We start from the raw sequence: 17,712 nt of genomic DNA, 5'->3' as shown, positions 1-17,712 counted from the left end.
AAGTCTCCCCCTTGAGCTTTTTTATTTTAGTCAAGACCTCCAGACTTAATCCATTCTGTAGTACGCGCAATTCCTTCTTCCAAACTAATTTCCGGCTCCCAATTCAGCAGATGCTTGGCCTTCGAGGAATTACATAGTAGCTTCTGAATTTCGCTCTGTGGATGAATATGTTCTATATGCTTAATTCGCGATGAATCACCAGCAATAAGCAGTGCCAAATCATTGATTGCAATATCCCGTCCCAATCCAGCATTTACAATTTCACCGTTTACTGCATCCGAGAAACCTGCCGCTGTTACAAACTTAGCACAGTCCTCTACATACAAAAGATCGCGAGTTTGCGTACCTTCTCCATAAATATTAAGATCCTTACCACTCAATTGATTTTTAATGAAGATCGCAACTACTCCGCCTTCTCCTCCTGTCTTTTGGAACGGTCCGTAAGTATTAAAGGGCCGTATTACCACCGTAGGCAGATTATAAGCATAAAAATACGAGAGAACCATATTCTCCGCGGCAACCTTTGCGCCAGCATAAGGGGAGGCAGGCTTTGTAGGATGTAGCTCTGATATACCGTCTCCTTTGCTGCATTGGTCGTATACCATACAGGTGCTCATAAATACCACTTTAGTACGATATTTACGGCATTGCTCCAGAATATTAAATGTGCCTACAGTGTCGTTATTAAATGTGGTGGATGGATTATCAATGGAATCCTGTACATTAATTGAAGCACCCAAATGGTAGCATACTTCAAAATTGTTTTCACTAAACAAATGACTTAAAAGAGCCACATCTAGGATTGTTCCATTTATAAATTGGCGTAAAGACGGATGTTCGCGGAATTCCTCAATATTTTCTTCCCGTCCATTAGATAGGTCGTCTATAATCCATAACTGATGCCCTTCGTCCAATAACCGCTTTGCAACCCAACGACCGATAAAACCGGCTCCTCCAGTAAGTAAAATATTTATTATTCCCACTCCTTTTAGATATACATGGTTACCTAATAAGCTTAACTAATTGTTAAATTACAGGTTTTTGTTCTATGTGTGCATTAATCTCAGATACCTCAGGAGAATTCAAAAGATATTGAATCACTTCTGCAGAACTAATTGTTTTATTATCCACAAACTTTTCTGCTATCAATTGGCAAACCTCATAATCCTCAGAGGTATCCACCGTTATTCTTAATTGAGGGTGATCTAGATATTTAGGTAAATTTAACGAGACACAGGTGAAATTGTCTTTATTTTCGTAGGCATAATAAGTGACATGTTCGCGATGCCTAGACTCAGTCCCTTGAAGATTAACCTTCTCAAGCGCTTGTAAGGAAATCACTTCGACAGCCAACCCGCGGGGTATCTGCCCCTCGTATAACAATATATCGGATGGATTAGTTATCATAGCTTCAATCATCAAACTGGCTAACTCATAATCTACGAATGGGCAATCAGCTGTTACCCGCAATATATAATCGGCTTTATATTTTTGAGCACATACATAGTACCGTTCTAATACATCCTCTTCCGAACCACGAAAACAACTCACACCATTTAATTCACACCAATTTTCAATATCATCATCCTGTTTCAAAATTGAAGTAGCGACTACCACTTGCGAAACTTTTTGAATCTTCTGACAACGAGCAACAACGTAATCAAGAATACAAGTATCACCAAGCGGCATTAACACCTTGCCTGGGAGACGGGTAGATCCCATACGAGCTTGAATAATGGCAACAAAGTTCATCATGCACCCCGATTTTAGTATACTAGATTAAATCCCAAGTTATTGGTGTCCCTTTTGGGATATCTACCACAGCAGTTCTATCCATTACCATACCTAAAAATTTTGGCGGGAGGCCATAACCAGGCCTAATTATTTTAATATTTTCCATACTAATCTTCTCACCGCTTTTAATATTTTCAGATGCATAAATAGATCTTCTTAATTTCCGTGAATCCTTTTCACTTTCGGTAGCACCATAGGAAATCTGACCTATCGACTGCCATGCCTTTATAGTTTCTTCAACTAAACTTTTCATTTCGTGAGGTTCCATAGAGAAAGCAGAATCCACACCGCCATCTGCTCTTGATAATGTAAAATGTTTCTCGATTACGGTTGCCCCCAGAACAACGCTTGCTATCGATACCCCAATTCCTAAAGTGTGATCCGATAATCCTACTTCACAATTAAATAGCTGTTTCATGTGCGGAATGGTTGCAAGATTTGAATTAGTAGGCTCTGCAGGGTAAGTGCTAGTACATTTTAATAGTACTAACTGTTCACACCCTGACTCTCTAAGAGTCTGTACTGCCTCATCCAATTCAGCAGCAGACGCCATACCTGTAGACATAATTATAGGTTTACCAGTAGCAGCCACCTTTTTAATCAGTGGAAGATCTGTATTCTCAAAAGAGGCAATCTTATATGCAGGAACATCTAACGTTTCTAAAAAATCTACTGCTGATTCATCAAAAGGTGAACTAAAGACAATGAGACCTAATTCTTTACACTTTTTAAAGATCTCTGAATGCCATTCCCACGGAGTGTATGCTTGTTTATACAAATTGTATAATGAATTCCCTTTCCATAAGCTTTTTTCCTCACTAATCATAAAGTCTGAGGAGTCAACATTAAGTGTCATTGTATCAGCGGTATACGTTTGCAACTTAATAGCGTCCACTCCTGTTTTTGCAGCAGACTCTACAATAGCTAACGCTCGATCCAAAGACTGATTATGATTTCCAGACATCTCAGCGATGATAAATGGTTTAAATCCCTTCCCGATTACTCTGCCATCTATGACTATATTCATATTATCTTTTCTCATCTTCTAACCTTCTTTAAACAATTTTTTTTGCATCTTTATGAATTTATTATCATCGCAACATTGTTTATAACCTGCTTTTAAAAACACCCTTATTGAAGCTGTATTCTCTTTTTTAATCAGGGCTTGTAAAGTATGGATCCTGCGATCCCATTTTATTACTGTGAGTTCAAGCTCTCTTAATATTTTCAGAGCGTTCCCTTTGTTTCGATGCTCCTTTGCAACATTTATGCTAACAATTGCACTATCGCCATCTTTATCCAGTCTCACCACTGCAATCTTAAATTCTCCATCCCAAGCAATCATCAATTTTCTATTTAACATTGATTTACTTTGTTCTACCCATTTGACATGCTCACTATAGGGTATCTCATCAGTATGAACTGAATTGGACCTTGATTCAGCATCATTCCGGCATTCCCACATCCATAAAATTTCATTCCGTTCTACATCTCGTAGCACTAGGGGATTCTGCTTCATGCTTAATAGATCCACTACCTTCGATACCCCTTTACCATCAACTATCATCCTAGCTTTTTGTCTAGCGTTTTGAAGCCACGATTTTGAATGAATTATACTTTCAAATGTCTGTCTAATATCTTCCTCTGTTACAAACTGATGAAAGCCTAAATACTTATCTACATCCATTAAATGACCTTGCTGAGCATTTTTCAATTGGTTATCCGCTATAGCTATGACTATTCCGGGCAAACCCAGACAGTATCTTTCCCAGGTCATACTTCCACCAGCGCAGATTGCTAAATCACAAGAAGCCATTACTAATGCAACTGAGCTTGGTTGGATTAAGAATTGCAGTTTATTATTTCCCTCATATAAATTTGTTAGTTCCTTTATATGAGGATTCGTCTTTCCTAAGATAATTTTAACGTTACTAATATCGTTTAGACAGGGTTCCAAAGCTCTGATTGTTTTCAGTGTTTCATTCGTAGGATCCGTTCCACCAAAACAAACCAAAATATTCCGTACATGTTCTCCGTTAATATTATTTATAGTTTGACTCACATCGGAAAACTCTCTCCTAAGTAAAGCATACGACGGGCCTAAGAGTTTTATTGCTGAATTAGGAATTAACCTGTTGTATTCAATCTCCTTAGTTTTGTCTAGCCCAGAATCCAGTAAAATATTACAATCATGAAATCTATCAGCTAGATCATCAATGACCAAAATATTATTAAACAAGCTTCTAAGGTGAGATTCAAACCTGTAATCCAGTGAATAATGGTCTATAATTAACCAATCTTCTTTTGTTAGTCTATAGTCCTTATTGATGAGTTCGATAATAAACTCTGATTCCAAAGCACTCCCCAACGGTAATGGGGTTTCAATTTGGATAATTGAGCAACCTTGCGTAATAATTAGTTCAGAAACAAATGGGTTAAGCTCTCTACTGATGAATATCACTTCATGCTTTTGTTCAATAAGTCCTGAACTTAATGCTAGACATCTCATAACATGTCCTATACCTAATTTCTCCGATGCATCTGCACGAATAAAACACTTCATCAAATAACTTCCTTTGATTTATTATTCTGTTCCATGTAGCTGTATAAAAACACTTTAAACGCATCATTTATTACCCTTACATTATTTGTTCTGTAATCAACCAATCTTTTATTTGATCTTTTTCGATAATTTGGGCTTCATTAGGAAAAGGTTTCTCTAGGACTTTATCATACTCTCTCCAGTGACTAGAGTTATTCATCCCATGCTGCGGAATAATGTACATATCCTTTGTCTCATAAGCGATAACCGCTTCATCATCTGTCATCAGTTCTTCAAACCTTTTTTCCCCTGGACGAAGTCCTATTACATCAATAATAATTTCTTCGGTAATTCCATTTCTTATCTTAGCGTCTTCTATAAGAACTTCAGCTAGTTCACCTATTTTTATTAGTGGCATTTTTAACACAAATACTTCTCCACCTAAGGCCATGTCATTAGCTTTAAGTATAAGTTCAATAGCTTGGGAAGGAGTCATCATGTACCTTAACATATTTGGATCAGTCAGTGTAATCATACGTTTTTCGGATATTTGTTTCTTAAATAAAGGAATAACAGATCCTCTGGAACCCATTACATTTCCAAAGCGTACAGATGAAAATATTGTAGACTTTGCTCCTTTATGATACTCTGTAGCCGAAATTAAGCGCTCTGCTGTTAATTTAGTGGCACCATAAGTATTGGTGGGAGAAATAGCTTTATCTGTGCTTATAAACAATACCTTCTTCACTTTGTTTTCGATTGCCGCTTGAATAACATTCTGTGTCCCTATTACATTTGTCTGCACTGCTTCGAAAGGATTGTATTCACATGCAGGAACATGTTTCATGGCTGCACAATGAAATACATAATCAATATCCTCCATGGCTCTGTTAAGACGTTGCTGATCTCTAACATCTCCAATTAGGAATCTTAAATGTTCTGAATCTTGTTTGAAATCTATACCCATTTCATATTGTTTGTGTTCGTCCCGGCTAAAGACACGTATAACCTTGGGGTTTTCCATTAATAGCCTTTGTATTAAGTGGCGACCTATCGTACCAGTTCCACCGGTTACTAATATCCTCTTACCACTATAAAGTCCCTCTTCCAAGTTATCTGCCCCCTTGTACTTTATCGCTTAATGCTTCAATTCTTCGCAAGGATTCTATAAATACTTCTTCCAGGAAGGGAATTTCACTTTCAATTTGTTTAACCAGTGTTCCAAGATACTTTTCAATAAGATTACATTTTTGCACTAAGTTTTTCTCCAATATAATGGAAGGTAATTCTCTATCGTATTCTTGCAATTCTATAGGCAATAATGTCTCAATCAATGCTTCAAACCAAGGGCGGTTTACAACACCACCCCATACTTGCTCAATTTTCACAATTTTCCGCTGACATTTTAGAGGATTGGTACGACTTAGTTCTCTTATATCACTAAATAATTTTTTAAGTATTTTGAAATCCTTAATAATTTCAGAAAAATCACGTACGGTTGAAGAAATTCTTTTTTCTACTTTTTCAAAAGCTTCATTATATTCAGCAAACTCTTTTTTATCAATTAAATTTTCAATTGCTCTTTCATCTATAATCTCTTCAGCTAATAGCTCATATACTTGCTCAATTGGTTTCCACAAAGTACCTTCAATTACAGCGCCATTACGAGTAGAGTTTATGAATTCTATACCAGGAAGAGTTGAAATTAGATTCTCCAATCCGTCCTTCATCGACATAAAAGCCGAACTAGTAGCATTGTAATTTCCTTGAACACTTAATACCTTGTGATCAGAATTTTTCACCATAGCATTTAGTATATTAAGTTCACTATGACCAACACCATCAGCATAATACTTTTTATTCGGGAAGGAGAGATCCTGCCCCATCATGACAATTCTTTTGACCCCTAACCATACTGCCGCTTGTATAGCAGTTCCAGTCACTGTTGAGGTTGGTATGATCTCAGCCTCATCGGTATCTATACCCATATAGTATTGTGCAACTTCATCATTTTTAACGACAGCGTGAATCTTGTGCTTATCTTTTTTATCTGATATTCCATAATAAGATGATGAAACAAATAGAAAGGGAGCTTTTAAAGTAGCAGGATCCGCAAAAACTTTGTTATTAATGACTCCGCCATCTAAAAGAGTAGCTAAATGGGGTTCTATTCCATTCTTGACTAATGCTTGAATACTTGAACCAGCAGATATAATTAACGCATGGGGTTTAATTCGCTTTACCCATTCAATATCCGCTTGTAAAGATGGGCCTGAAGCAATGATAACAGCTGTAGCATTTTCATATTCTTTATAGAATTCTTTAATACTTGGCGAAGACAGCATTCCTGCCATATGATACATACTGTTTCGGATCCAATCCCTACGAAACAAATTTCGTGTAAGTTTGTTTGAATCAAACGTTTCAGAGTACTCTTCAAATTTCTTTTTTATATCTTGGAGAGAATCCGCGTTGTGCTCCAGGTAATGTCTTAACGCTACAAAAGCCATATCTTTACGCATATGTGTAGAAATAGAATGAAATAGAGCTTTTAACTGTGATTTACCAACCGCTAAAAAATATAGATTTGGATGCTCCAATATCAGCGTTAAATCCATCGTATTCAAACTATCATGGAAATTTTCTTCATTTGGTTCGTATACAAATAATAAACGATCTGGATACATTTCCACTAAATCAGCTATGCTAATCCCCTGTCCAAATCCATACAAAAGAATAATACTTAGGTCACCTACCGAACCTCTTACTGCTTCCAGCCAATTCTCATCTTTTTCAACCGGTTCAGAATACTTAATTAATTCAATATCTTGCTCTTCTATATTAGATACTTGATCAGCAACATGAGGAAAACGTAGTCGTAACACTGCCTGATTCTGTTGGAAATATGACACGGCGATACCACCATTCCGGATTAATTTATATTGTATATATCGGACTTTATCCCATAAGAATGAACCTCTTAAAAATGAAAACCCTCATCCATAAAATGGTTGAGGGTTTTCATTTTATTTGTCCTTACTTACGATGATCTATGAATAGACTGTCTACCGAAAAAGATTGTTTGTACGCATTTTGTTGAACACGAACGGTACTAAGGTTTTGAAGCCATTCTCCAGCTTCATTCTTCAATTCATACATTCTGTCCACAATAACTTGCTCATCTTTAAGCATCTGATCAATTATTTGTTTATCTTTGGAAGAAATCATTGATAGATAGGGCTTCATGGCGCACACAATCTCTTCTCTCCGTTCTACAAATGCCACTAATTCATCTGTGTCCATTGCAGAAATATCACTTATTGCTTGTGCCGATATTCTTTGTAACTCTGTAAAGAGTAACAGGAAATGCTCATCTTCCATCTTGCACCGTATTTAATCCCTGTGACTTGCTGGCCTCGAACCAAGCTTCCCTAAGATCTATTAAATATTCTAGAACTTCTTCGGCCTGTTTATTTTGCTTATTCACATTTGCCTCAATTAATCTACGTTGCATATATTCGTATACTTTAAGCAAATCATTCGAAATAGGGTAATTATAATCCAAAGCTGAGATCAATTCGTTAATAATAGCCTGTGCCCTGCAAAGGTTATTATTAGCTTTCTCATAATCCTTTTGTGATATGCCATCCATGCCTAACTTCACAAAACGAATAGCACCATCATAAAGCATGATTAAAAGTTTTGGCTTAGATGCCGTCTGTGCCTGGGCTTGTTGATATTTTTGGTATGGCGAGTTAATCAAATTTCCTCCCCCTTGTTACTAAGAGCTTATTAGACTTGATGATATGCTATTGTACTTATTTATGGCCGTTTCCATTGCTGTAAACTTTTTATAATAGTTCGTTTCCCTCATTGTTAATTTAGCTGTAAGATCGCTGATCCTTTTATCTAAGCTAGTCAGTGTTTCCCCCATCGTACTAGTACTCATGAAGGATGCTGTTAAATCAGAACTATACTTAGATGTACCTGCTGTTTCAGCCAGTTTAATAAGTGCCGAATTAGAGATTTTCTTCATACGTGCCAGCATTCCATCTTCTGATGTGTAGGTGTTATTCAAAGATGAGGTCGAATAATTATTTCCTAAAAAGTTATTAATCATCTCTGGGTTTCCCTCTAATGCTGTTTTCAGCTTATCCGTATTCAGACTTAATTTACCTTTAGTTTCATAAGTTCCCGTTGTTATGCCCAACTGCGTAAAGTCTATTTTCGAACCATCAGCTAGCTGAACTCCTTCTACCATTGCTGTTCGCATGCTTGAAATTGCTGAGGTTAAAATACTATCATTTTTGAGCATTCCGCTCTTTGCCTTAGAGTCCCAAAGCTCAGCTTCGGTATCTGACATATCCTTTCTTTGTTCAGTAGTAAGAGGTGAGTACTTGGTATAACGTTCCTCACTAACTTTGCTATTCATAAAGGTCAAAACCTCATTATATGCATCCACAAAACCTTTTACAGCCGACACAAGTGTATCAACGTCTTTGTTCACTTCAATTTTAGTAGAGACCCCTCCACTGCCGCTATTAAGCGTCAGTTGAACGCCATTCATAGTAAAGCTGTTAGTCGAGCGGGTAATGTCCATGCCATTAACGTTAAGCTTAGCATCTGCCCCTCCACTTAAAAATGAGCTATCCAACTTTAAGGCTGTAAATACTGCTGCTCCAGCTCCATCTAACTTAATAGCATTGCCCTGTGCCCCAGTGCTCTTGCTTGTTATAGATACTTGACCAGTTGCAGAATCATACAGAGCAGATACACCAGCAGTTGTACTGTCATTGATCTTATTTACAAAAGAGCTTAAGGTTTCCGTCTGAGGATCTATTTCGATACTGGCGCCACCAATTGTAACTGCAACTTTGGCAGTACTATTGGAATCAATACCAGAACCCGTAATTGCTGATAGTTTTACATTTCCCCAATCAGTGGTTGTTGCATCACTTTTGGTAGGGGGAGCTGAGGAGGTTATTCTAGCAGCCGTAGCCAATGAAGTAACCGTGACCTCAAGAGAACCACTAGCTGAGGGTGTAGCAATAGCACTAACAGAAGTTGTGTTACCTGTCGTAGTAGCTTTTTGTGCACTGAGAGAGCTGCTTTTACTTAACGTATCTAGTTTATCTTGTAGAAATGAAACCAGTTTAACACTGGTTTGACGGTAGTTATCACGCTTCCACTCCATCAGCTGTTTTTGTTGGTTTAATTTATTGAGGGGTGCACTTTCTGCTGTCATTAATTTTTTTACTATAGCGTCAATATCCATCCCTGAAGCTAATCCGCTAATTCTTGTAACCATAAAGCGCCTCCTTATACTTTTTTATCAACAATTATTCCTGTTATCTCCATCATCCGTGCTGCTAAATCCAGAATTTTTTCTGGTGGCACTTCGCGTATTAACTCGCCTGTCTCCTTGTTAAGTACTTTGATCATAATGGCATGCGTTTTTTCATGTACAGAGATCTCCAATGACTTTTGCGGCCCTTGGATGGCATCAATTGCTTTTTGCAGTTCTGCAACTACTTGTTCATGTGACTTTTGGCTATCCCCTGAAATCACAGATTGGGTTGTCTTCTGTGCTATAGATGATGCCGGGTCATCACTCATAACAACATCCTTTTTCCCAAAACTCGGATGTTGTACCTGTGCACCTACTCCTGAATTTGCAGAAATCAATGAGTCCATATCTAATCCCTCGCTTGTCGCTAGATTATCTACATAATATTGTCCGGTTAGAAATCCCAAGCTGTTACTTTATATATCGGTCAACCTGTTGAAATGTTTATGGAATAACAAAAAAAAGACCCTGCAAATGCAGGATCTTTGAATGAAATGCTTAAAGTGAAAATTAACGAAGCAGGGACAATACGCCCTGTGGAGCGGAGTTGGCTTGAGCCAACATAGATTGGGATGCTTGCAGCAAGATGTTGTTCTTGGAGAGAGCAACCATTTCCTTAGCCATATCAGTATCACGGATACGGGATTCGGAGGCTGTCAAGTTCTCAACAGTAGTTCCCAGGTTGTTGGAAGTGTATTCCAGACGGTTTTGTACAGCACCGAGGTTAGCCCGTTGAGTTGCAACTTTTTCAATAGCAGCACTTACGTTAGAGAGATTAGTTGTAGATTTAAGGCCAGTAAAGCCAGTTGTTGCTACACCAGCGATAGCAATTGTAAAGGTACTGTCATCAGCCTGTACACTAACATTGGAAGTAATCTTGATTCCGTTGAATGTAGTTTTCGACATGATGTTATCAATTTGCGAACCTAATTGATTCAATTCAGCATTGATATTAGATTTATCGCCAGCACCATAAGTACCATTGAGTTTTTGTACATTCAATTCTTTCATACGAGTCAGCATGGAGGAAACCTCGTTCATTGCACCTTCAGCTGTTTGAGCGAATGAGATACCGTCTTGAACGTTACGTTGTGCTTGTTCCAAACCGCGGATTTGACCACGCATTTTTTCGGAAATGGAGAGACCAGCAGCATCGTCAGCTGCGCGGTTGATTTTCAAACCTGAAGACAATTTCTCCATGTTCTTACTAGCTGCAGCATTGTTCAGCCCCATGTTACGGTGTGTGTTAAAAGCCGGTAGATTGTGATTGATAATCATTTGATATTTCCTCCCTGAAATGGTTTTATCCCACATCCATGTGGTATTAGCGTCTTCACAGGTCGGCCGCCCTGAAGAATTACCGCTCTACATTATATATCGACTTAACGGATAGGATTGTTTATAGTCAATACCGTTTTTTTCTTTGACTTTAGTAATTATTTTTAATACATAGAGGAATTCATACAAATCAATGCATTTTTCTCGATCTCTGATGATTATTATTTGTTTGTTCCATTGAGATCTGACATAACATTCTTTATTTTTTCCAAATCCATAGCTGCACTTTGGTTATTCTGCTGAATAGCTTCAAAAATCTCTTTTCGATAGATATCAATATCCCTCGGAGCAGAGATTCCAACTTTTACGACGTCGCCTTCAACAGAGAGCACTGTAATCACGATATCATTTTGGATAACAATAGACTCCCCTTTTCTTCGTGTGAGCACCAGCATCAGGAATCACCGCCTTCACCATCAGTTTCAGACTCTGACCACAAAGGATGTTTAGTAGTATATACGGTATTCTGCAATACAATTTGCTTGGCTTTAAAAGATTCAACATTAAAGATAAGAGGGGCTAGCAAATTAATTGTTGTCTTCACTCGATCACTATGCCATGTCACGATACAACGCACTGCAACTTGTTCGCGATTGTTGACTTCTATATCCAACATCGTATCATCAGACAGGGAAAATTCGTAATCTGATATAAAATCAAATGGATTAACCGTAATAAAACTAATCTCTGGTTGGTCTACAGCGCTTAATAAGCTGAATACCTCGTTGTGCTCCTGAAGTAAAAACTCTTTCAACTGATCAAAACCTGGCAATCCTTTTGGAAATGAATATATGGGTGTTATAGTTAAATTTGCTTCCTCATGATGTGTATGGTCTGATGTCATTCTCTCATCCTCCTTGGGATATTAACAAAAGAAGCTATGGACTGCTTTGTCCATAGCTTCTCATTTCGGTTTCAAAGAATCAAGTCTATCTCATAAAATCCATTAGCGATGGTTGTAATATTTGAGCTGAAGATTTTAAAGCAGCCTCATAAATAGTCTGAGCAGTTGTTGACTTAATTAACACTTCGGCAATATCTGCATCCTCTACCTTGGACTGCAGCGTAGTTAAATTTAAATTACGGTCATCTAACCGGGCCTGAACCAATTCCACTCGATTTGTCCTCGCTCCCACTTCAGACAGAGCAGACTGCATTTTATTAGTTCTCGAGTCCATATTAGCGGTTTGTGCGGCTACTTGTGACGTATCACCGCTTGCAAGTGCAGCTATTAAATCATCCATTACTTTATAAACGTTATCAGCATCCGTAGATTTCCCAAAAAAATCGTTACCTGGAGTATTCACTTGGAATGTCGATTGATCACCAATGGCATAATTAACCGAACCAGAATCCGTATCAATTTGAGAAAAACTCGTTACTGTGCCAGATAACTCATATGGAACCTTATCATAATTTTGACCATTAAAAATATACTTTCCTCTTATTTGAGCATTACCAATATTGCCCATTTGCTCTTTTAATTGTTGAATTTCCAACTTAATCGCATCTCGGCCAGATTGAGGTAGTGTTCCATTAGATCCTTGTATCGTTAATTCTTTCATCCGTTTCATCACATCTGTTGCCTGCTGCATGGTTGTATCGGTAAAATCAAGCCAGCTCACGGCTGCGTCAGCATTGCTCTGGAATTGCTCATTAGAAGCAAGCTCCGCTCTGTAACGGAGTGAGTATGTCACACCCACCGGGTCATCTGAAGGCTTATTGATCTTGCGTCCTGTGGAGGCCTGATTGGACAAATCACTTCTGGTACTATTATTTTTGTTCAGATTGCTGAGCGTCTGCATGCTCATCATCCCTTGGGTTACACGAATAGACATGGATTACCCTCCTTCCTCAGATTAGAGACCTACCCGGCCTGTTCCGTTAATTAGTTTATTTAGAAGCTCGTCAAATGTGGTCATAAATCTGGAAGCTGCGCTGTAAGCATGCTGGAATTTAATCAGATCCGTCATTTCCTCATCCAGTGATACTCCACTGACTGAAGCCCGATTCAATGCTACCTGCTCTGTCAGCTGTTCCGCATTCTTGGCTTGACGTTCAGCTTCCTGTGTTTGAACACCCAGTTGTCCTACTATAGAGCTGAAATAATCATCCACGGTGCCTGGTGTGGACAAAGCAGCTCCAAAATCAAATTTGGCTGTCTTTAGCCCTGCCATCGTCAGGGCCATATCGTTATTTCCGATAACAACCTTCTCGTTGGTGGTGCCAACCCCAGTGACACGCATGGATGTGGAGATTTTGTTAGGGTCGGTTGCAATTAACGGATTAAGCGTAATATTGCCCGCTGTGATTACTCCACTATCTTTGGAAGTAAAGAGTGCGAGCCCCTTCTCCGGTGTTGTGCCGCTAACAGTGTAACCTAATTGCAGCAGTCCATTAATTCCTTTGACGGTTACTTTGGTGTCCGCTGTTATCGTCCGGTTATTATTCGCATTCGAATAGGTAACAGGTGTGTTATTGGCTCCGGTATTCAGGACAGTACCTTCAGGTAAAACTGTTCCGGCAGGCAAAGTGATTTCGATGTCACCATTAGCAAGGGTATTGGCCAGTTGGTTCATCTGACTCTTATAATCGGTTACGTATTTATCCCTGGACATAAACATGCCATAGACTTCACCACCGGTAAGTGTCCCTCCATCATATGCTGCCTTCAGACCCTCCGCCGTTACTGCTGTTACCTGATCACCAGTCACAACCAATTGACCGCCCAATGTCACTTGATAGCCGTCACTGAGCTGGGTAACCTGAACATTGGCAAGCTTGGAGAGCTTGTCGATGGCCAAGTCCCGCTGGTCCCGGAGATCGTTAGGATTATCACCCAAGCCCTCAAGCTTGGTAATGTTATTATTAAGATCTGCTACTGTCTGCAATAGAGAATTGATCTCTGTAGCTTTTAGAGAAATATTACTGGTCAGGTCAGAGGTCAAGGCATCCAGTTGTGTGCTGATTTGATTCATAGCATCCGTAAGCGCCTGTGTTGTTTCTTTGACGATTTTACGGTTGGTAATATTCTCGGGATCCTGACTCAGGTCGGACCAGGCACTCCAAAAATTATCCAGAACCTTGCGAATACCAGTATCTGATGGTTCATTCACAATAGATTCAAGCTTTTGCAGGGTATCGAATCTGATATCCCAGCTCCCCGCATTCGAGCTTTCATTACGGTATTGATCATCCAGAAAACTCTGTCTCACCCGTTCAATCGATGTGAATTCGACCCCCGTGCCCATTTGCCCGGCTGCTGTAGAACGCAAGAAACCATAGGCTTCCATAGGAAGAGAGGCTTGCATCTTCACAACTTGTCTTGAATATCCTTCTGTATTGACATTAGCAATGTTATGTCCTGCCGTGTTTAATGCAGCCGTCTGGGTGTTCAGGCTTCGCTTGGCGGTTTCTATACTATGAAATGTTGAGGTCATCTTTTATTCCTCCAAAGTTAGGCCCGAGAATCAAAAAGTCCGGAGCGTTGCACTCCAGCTGTTTTCCCCGCCGGGTGATGATAAGTGGCTTCTGTCTCAGAATAATAAGACATGCTTTCAATAGAAAAGTCTATATAGGAGAGCGCCTGTTCAAGAAGCTGTTGATTCAGCGTATTGGCTTCCTGCAGCCGCTGCAATGTGCCGGATAGCTTACGCTGCATATGCAATAACTGCTGTTTCTCTTCAGGATCAAATACAAGCCTGGATAACTCAGTCAGGTTCAAATTCAGGTTGGAACGTATCCCCACCCCCTGCAAAAAGGCATATGCCGCTTGCATACGTTCATCCTCCAACTGCTCAATCAGCTTCATATGCTTAGACTCTTTATTAAGAAGTTGAATAAGATGATCTACTTGGTTTGTCTTAATAGCGTCTTTCTTAACAGCGGCCAGCTCCAGCATCTGCAAATGCGCTTCGTCCAGCCGCTCAAGTGCTTCCAGCAAGGTTGTCAATGTCATGGATGGGTTCACCTAATTCTCGGAGGATTGCTTGAAATAGGGGGCGAGTTTCTCGGCGAGTTTGGCGGCGTCTACTTCATAGGTTCCGGCGGAGACTTGTTGCTTCAGGCTTGCGATCAGCTCGGCACGGGCAGCGTCTACCTTGCCGCTCTTTTGTGCCTGCAGAAGCTGAATCGCTTCATCGGAGAAAGAAACCTCATCCTTGCGTGTGCTTTTCTTCATTTGTTCCTGCCTTTGCGATTCTGCGCTTCGTTGATACGGATTAATCGCGTTAATTCGTCCGGTCTCGTTAATTTTCATAACTTCCACCTTCCTTTTAATATAAAAAGCCGATAATCTTTACTAAGTTTATCGGCGGCTGTTGAAACATTCTTTATAGCTGCAAACGTTTTTTTGCAGATTTAATTAGTCACGGAGCTTGTCCAGAGCGCGATAAGCCCCTTCAGTGGACCTTTTGGAAGTATCCGTTGCAGCGCTTTCTTTAGCGGCATTCGTAAGATCCTTGCGCAGCCGGCTGCGGCAACTATCGCACATATGCCCCTCCCGGATCAAGGTTCCACAGACCTCGCAAGGATACATCATATTAGGCGCGTTCGCTATAGAAATTCGGCCCTCCCGAATAAAACGGGTGATTTCCTTGATTGAAATCTCCGTGGCATCGGACAGCTCTTGAATATTCGTTCCTCTGTTCTCACGTAAATAATTTACGCAGATCTCGTATTCATGCTCTAATTCCTTGATGCAGGGCTGGCAAAGTTCCATCAAATTCTTGACATATAACCGGCCGCACCTTTGACAGTTGTCTAGATTCATATTAAGCAGCCGCTCCTCCCCATACATTTTGCACAGCGTATAACATTCTTATGCTCCTAGATTACATGATTGAATGAACTTAGTCTATGATTAGTATCGGCTATATAGCCCATTTAATTATATTATAATAACAAAAAAATAGTAAATGACCATAAAAAGGAGACAGCTATGATTCGTATTCTTGTCATTGAGGATGATATGGAAATCGCAGGCCTGCTAGAGAGATATTTGCTGAAAGAAGGAATGGAGTGCGTACGCGTGGCAAATGGTATTGAAGCCCCGTCTGCCTTTGAGCAGAAAGGTCCATTTCAGTTGATCCTGCTCGACCTGATGCTTCCAGGGCTTGATGGTCTGGAAGTACTCCGGAGAATCCGGGCTCACAGCCACGTTCCGGTGATGATCATGACGGCAAAAGGCGAAGAAACAGACAAAATTATTGGTCTGGGCATCGGAGCCGACGATTATATGATTAAGCCGTTCAGTGTTTTTGAATTGATCGCCCGCGTAAAAGCTCTCGTGCGCCGTTACATGGACTTCTCGGGTGAAGGTACTGCGGGGAGCAGGGCATCCTTGTCCTGCGGGGACCTTGTGATCGACCCGGAGGAATGCTCCGTTACCCGGAACGGGCAGGATCTTGGGCTGACCGCCAAAGAATTTCAGATCGTATTTCTACTGGCCTCGCATCCCAAAAAAGTGTTCACCCGCGAGAACCTCTATTCCCGGGTGTGGGGGGAAGAGTATATCGGGGCCGAGAACACCATTTCTGTCCATATCCGCAGGCTGCGCGCCAAGATTGAACGCGATCCGGCACAGCCGGAGTGGATTGTTACCGTTTGGGGAATGGGCTACAAATGGGGGGAAAGTTAAGCATGATCCTTCTGCTAACGGCTGCGTTTCTGCTGGCCCTGCTGGCCGCACTGATCTTCGGCTTCAAGTTTTACCGTCTTCAGCGGGAGTTGGGACAGCTGCAGGTTTTTGTGGAGCAAAAAGCAGATACCGCAGAGCATCCCGTTGCCACTCCCAACGCCAGAGTACGGATTCATAACAGCAGTCCCGCGCTGCAGCAGCTGGCTATTGCTCTAAACCGGCTGTTGGACCGGCTGCAAACGGCCGAATCGCGGACACAGGCAGCCGAGGCTGCCCACAAACGCCTCGTATCCAATATCTCTCATGATCTTCGTACCCCTATGACCTCTGTCCTCGGGTATCTCGAGGCGCTTCAGATGGACCGGAGTCTCAGTCTTGAAGAGATCAGGGAGTTTGTGGACATCGCTTACCGTAAATCCGGCTTGATGCACGAACTGCTGGAGGCCTTTTTTCAATTGGCCAAAATGGAAGCCGGCGATATGCCCCTGCAGTCCGTCCCCCTGGAGATCAATAGTCTGGTCAAGGAGCAGTTGGCAGGTCTGTATCCCGCATTCCAGAACCTCTCGCTTGTGCCGGAAATCGAGTTCACCGAAGACAATCTCTATGCGCTGGGGGACCGGCTGGCAGTGGAGCGTATTGTCTCCAACCTGCTGTCCAACAGTTTGAAGTACGGGTCCGCCGGCGGGCACATAGGAGTTCGGGTTGACCGGTCCGGACAGCAGATCCGGCTTGAAGTGTGGGATAACGGACCGGGGATTAGCGCGGAGAGCCTGCCTTTTATTTTTGAGAGATTGTATACGCTTGAATCGTCACGCTCTTCCGGCAGCGGCGGCAGCGGACTTGGACTGACCATTGCCAGACATCTGGCGGAGAAGCTTGGCGGAAGTCTGGAAGCCTGCTCTGTCCCCGGTGAGAGGACCTCTTTCATTATGCAACTTCCCGAAGTTCCGCGCTGATCTGCGCCGGCACCCGCACTTAAAGAAAACGTAAGATTTGCTTCATACTCACGTAAGGATAGGGGATTATCCTTAAGCCATACCTTACATACAGGAG

Annotated in this window: 20 protein-coding genes; 2 read left to right on the top strand and 18 right to left on the bottom strand. The window is 40.9% G+C overall.

Annotated features, from left to right (window positions below; genetic code table 11):
* Positions 1–26: 26 nt before the first annotated feature.
* The 18 genes from IEY53_RS17835 to IEY53_RS17750 all read right to left on the bottom strand — a co-directional run bounded on the left by IEY53_RS17835 (position 27) and on the right by IEY53_RS17750 (position 15,792).
* Positions 27–974 carry a dTDP-glucose 4,6-dehydratase gene (locus IEY53_RS17835; RefSeq protein ID WP_189027343.1) on the bottom strand — a complete coding sequence of 316 codons (948 nt, stop codon included), beginning with the start codon at positions 972–974 and terminating at the stop codon, positions 27–29.
* A 52-nt stretch (positions 975–1,026) separates the two neighbouring features.
* Complete coding sequence (locus tag IEY53_RS17830; protein WP_189027274.1) at positions 1,027–1,752, bottom strand: cytidylyltransferase domain-containing protein; 726 nt, start codon at positions 1,750–1,752, stop codon at positions 1,027–1,029.
* Between the two features lie 22 nt (positions 1,753–1,774).
* Positions 1,775–2,836 carry a pseudaminic acid synthase gene (gene pseI, locus IEY53_RS17825; RefSeq protein WP_373293879.1) on the bottom strand — a complete coding sequence of 354 codons (1,062 nt, stop codon included), beginning with the start codon at positions 2,834–2,836 and terminating at the stop codon, positions 1,775–1,777.
* Positions 2,837–2,839: 3 nt separating this feature from the next.
* Positions 2,840–4,357, bottom strand: coding sequence for a UDP-2,4-diacetamido-2,4,6-trideoxy-beta-L-altropyranose hydrolase (gene pseG / locus IEY53_RS17820; RefSeq protein ID WP_189027272.1), 1,518 nt, complete (start codon positions 4,355–4,357; stop codon positions 2,840–2,842).
* A gap of 76 nt (positions 4,358–4,433) precedes the next feature.
* Complete coding sequence (locus tag IEY53_RS17815) at positions 4,434–5,447, bottom strand: UDP-N-acetylglucosamine 4,6-dehydratase family protein (RefSeq protein WP_189027270.1); 1,014 nt, start codon at positions 5,445–5,447, stop codon at positions 4,434–4,436.
* 1 nt (position 5,448) lies between these two features.
* Positions 5,449–7,248 (bottom strand): motility associated factor glycosyltransferase family protein, encoded by a 1,800-nt coding sequence (locus IEY53_RS17810; protein WP_229696212.1) that lies wholly within the window; start codon positions 7,246–7,248, stop codon positions 5,449–5,451.
* Positions 7,249–7,372: 124 nt separating this feature from the next.
* Positions 7,373–7,717, bottom strand: a complete 345-nt coding sequence (gene fliT, locus IEY53_RS17805) for a flagellar protein FliT (RefSeq protein ID WP_189027268.1) — start codon at positions 7,715–7,717, stop codon at positions 7,373–7,375.
* Complete coding sequence (fliS, locus tag IEY53_RS17800) at positions 7,707–8,099, bottom strand: flagellar export chaperone FliS (protein WP_189027266.1); 393 nt, start codon at positions 8,097–8,099, stop codon at positions 7,707–7,709. The genes fliT and fliS overlap by 11 nt, the downstream gene beginning before the upstream one ends.
* Positions 8,100–8,117: 18 nt before the next feature.
* On the bottom strand, positions 8,118–9,644 hold the full coding sequence (gene fliD, locus IEY53_RS17795; RefSeq protein WP_189027264.1) for a flagellar filament capping protein FliD: 1,527 nt from the start codon (positions 9,642–9,644) through the stop codon (positions 8,118–8,120).
* Positions 9,645–9,655: 11 nt separating this feature from the next.
* Entirely contained in the window at positions 9,656–10,030 is a 375-nt protein-coding gene (locus IEY53_RS17790; protein ID WP_189027262.1) for a flagellar protein FlaG, read from the bottom strand.
* A 163-nt stretch (positions 10,031–10,193) separates the two neighbouring features.
* Complete coding sequence (locus IEY53_RS17785) at positions 10,194–10,961, bottom strand: flagellin N-terminal helical domain-containing protein (protein WP_189027260.1); 768 nt, start codon at positions 10,959–10,961, stop codon at positions 10,194–10,196.
* A 221-nt stretch (positions 10,962–11,182) separates the two neighbouring features.
* The gene (gene csrA / locus IEY53_RS17780; protein ID WP_189027258.1) at positions 11,183–11,416 is read right to left on the bottom strand and encodes a carbon storage regulator CsrA; all 234 of its coding nucleotides are present in this window, start codon (positions 11,414–11,416) and stop codon (positions 11,183–11,185) included.
* Entirely contained in the window at positions 11,416–11,865 is a 450-nt protein-coding gene (gene fliW, locus IEY53_RS17775) for a flagellar assembly protein FliW (protein ID WP_189027256.1), read from the bottom strand. Before fliW ends, csrA begins: the two co-directional genes overlap by 1 nt.
* A gap of 85 nt (positions 11,866–11,950) precedes the next feature.
* Positions 11,951–12,859, bottom strand: coding sequence for a flagellar hook-associated protein FlgL (gene flgL, locus IEY53_RS17770; RefSeq protein ID WP_189027254.1), 909 nt, complete (start codon positions 12,857–12,859; stop codon positions 11,951–11,953).
* A gap of 21 nt (positions 12,860–12,880) precedes the next feature.
* The gene (gene flgK / locus IEY53_RS17765; protein WP_189027252.1) at positions 12,881–14,461 is read right to left on the bottom strand and encodes a flagellar hook-associated protein FlgK; all 1,581 of its coding nucleotides are present in this window, start codon (positions 14,459–14,461) and stop codon (positions 12,881–12,883) included.
* 17 nt (positions 14,462–14,478) lie between these two features.
* A complete protein-coding gene (locus IEY53_RS17760; RefSeq protein WP_189027250.1) occupies positions 14,479–14,979 on the bottom strand; it encodes a flagellar protein FlgN in 501 nt (166 codons plus the stop codon).
* 12 nt (positions 14,980–14,991) lie between these two features.
* Entirely contained in the window at positions 14,992–15,279 is a 288-nt protein-coding gene (flgM, locus tag IEY53_RS17755) for a flagellar biosynthesis anti-sigma factor FlgM (RefSeq protein ID WP_189027248.1), read from the bottom strand.
* Between the two features lie 105 nt (positions 15,280–15,384).
* Positions 15,385–15,792 (bottom strand): TIGR03826 family flagellar region protein, encoded by a 408-nt coding sequence (locus tag IEY53_RS17750; RefSeq protein ID WP_189027247.1) that lies wholly within the window; start codon positions 15,790–15,792, stop codon positions 15,385–15,387.
* Between the two features lie 168 nt (positions 15,793–15,960).
* On the opposite strand from IEY53_RS17750, the gene IEY53_RS17745 reads away from it, so the two are divergent.
* Both IEY53_RS17745 and IEY53_RS17740 read left to right on the top strand, forming a co-directional pair.
* On the top strand, positions 15,961–16,659 hold the full coding sequence (locus IEY53_RS17745) for a winged helix-turn-helix domain-containing protein (RefSeq protein WP_189027245.1): 699 nt from the start codon (positions 15,961–15,963) through the stop codon (positions 16,657–16,659).
* 2 nt (positions 16,660–16,661) lie between these two features.
* Positions 16,662–17,615: a sensor histidine kinase gene (locus tag IEY53_RS17740; RefSeq protein ID WP_189027242.1), complete on the top strand. Its 954-nt coding sequence runs from the start codon at positions 16,662–16,664 to the stop codon at positions 17,613–17,615.
* Positions 17,616–17,712 lie beyond the last annotated feature (97 nt).

Source organism: Paenibacillus albidus, from assembly GCF_014644435.1.
Taxonomy (GTDB): Bacteria; Bacillota; Bacilli; order Paenibacillales; family Paenibacillaceae; genus Paenibacillus_AQ; species Paenibacillus_AQ albidus.
The sequence above is the reverse complement of the archived record's forward strand: the minus strand, read 5'-3'. Positions and strand labels throughout refer to the sequence as shown.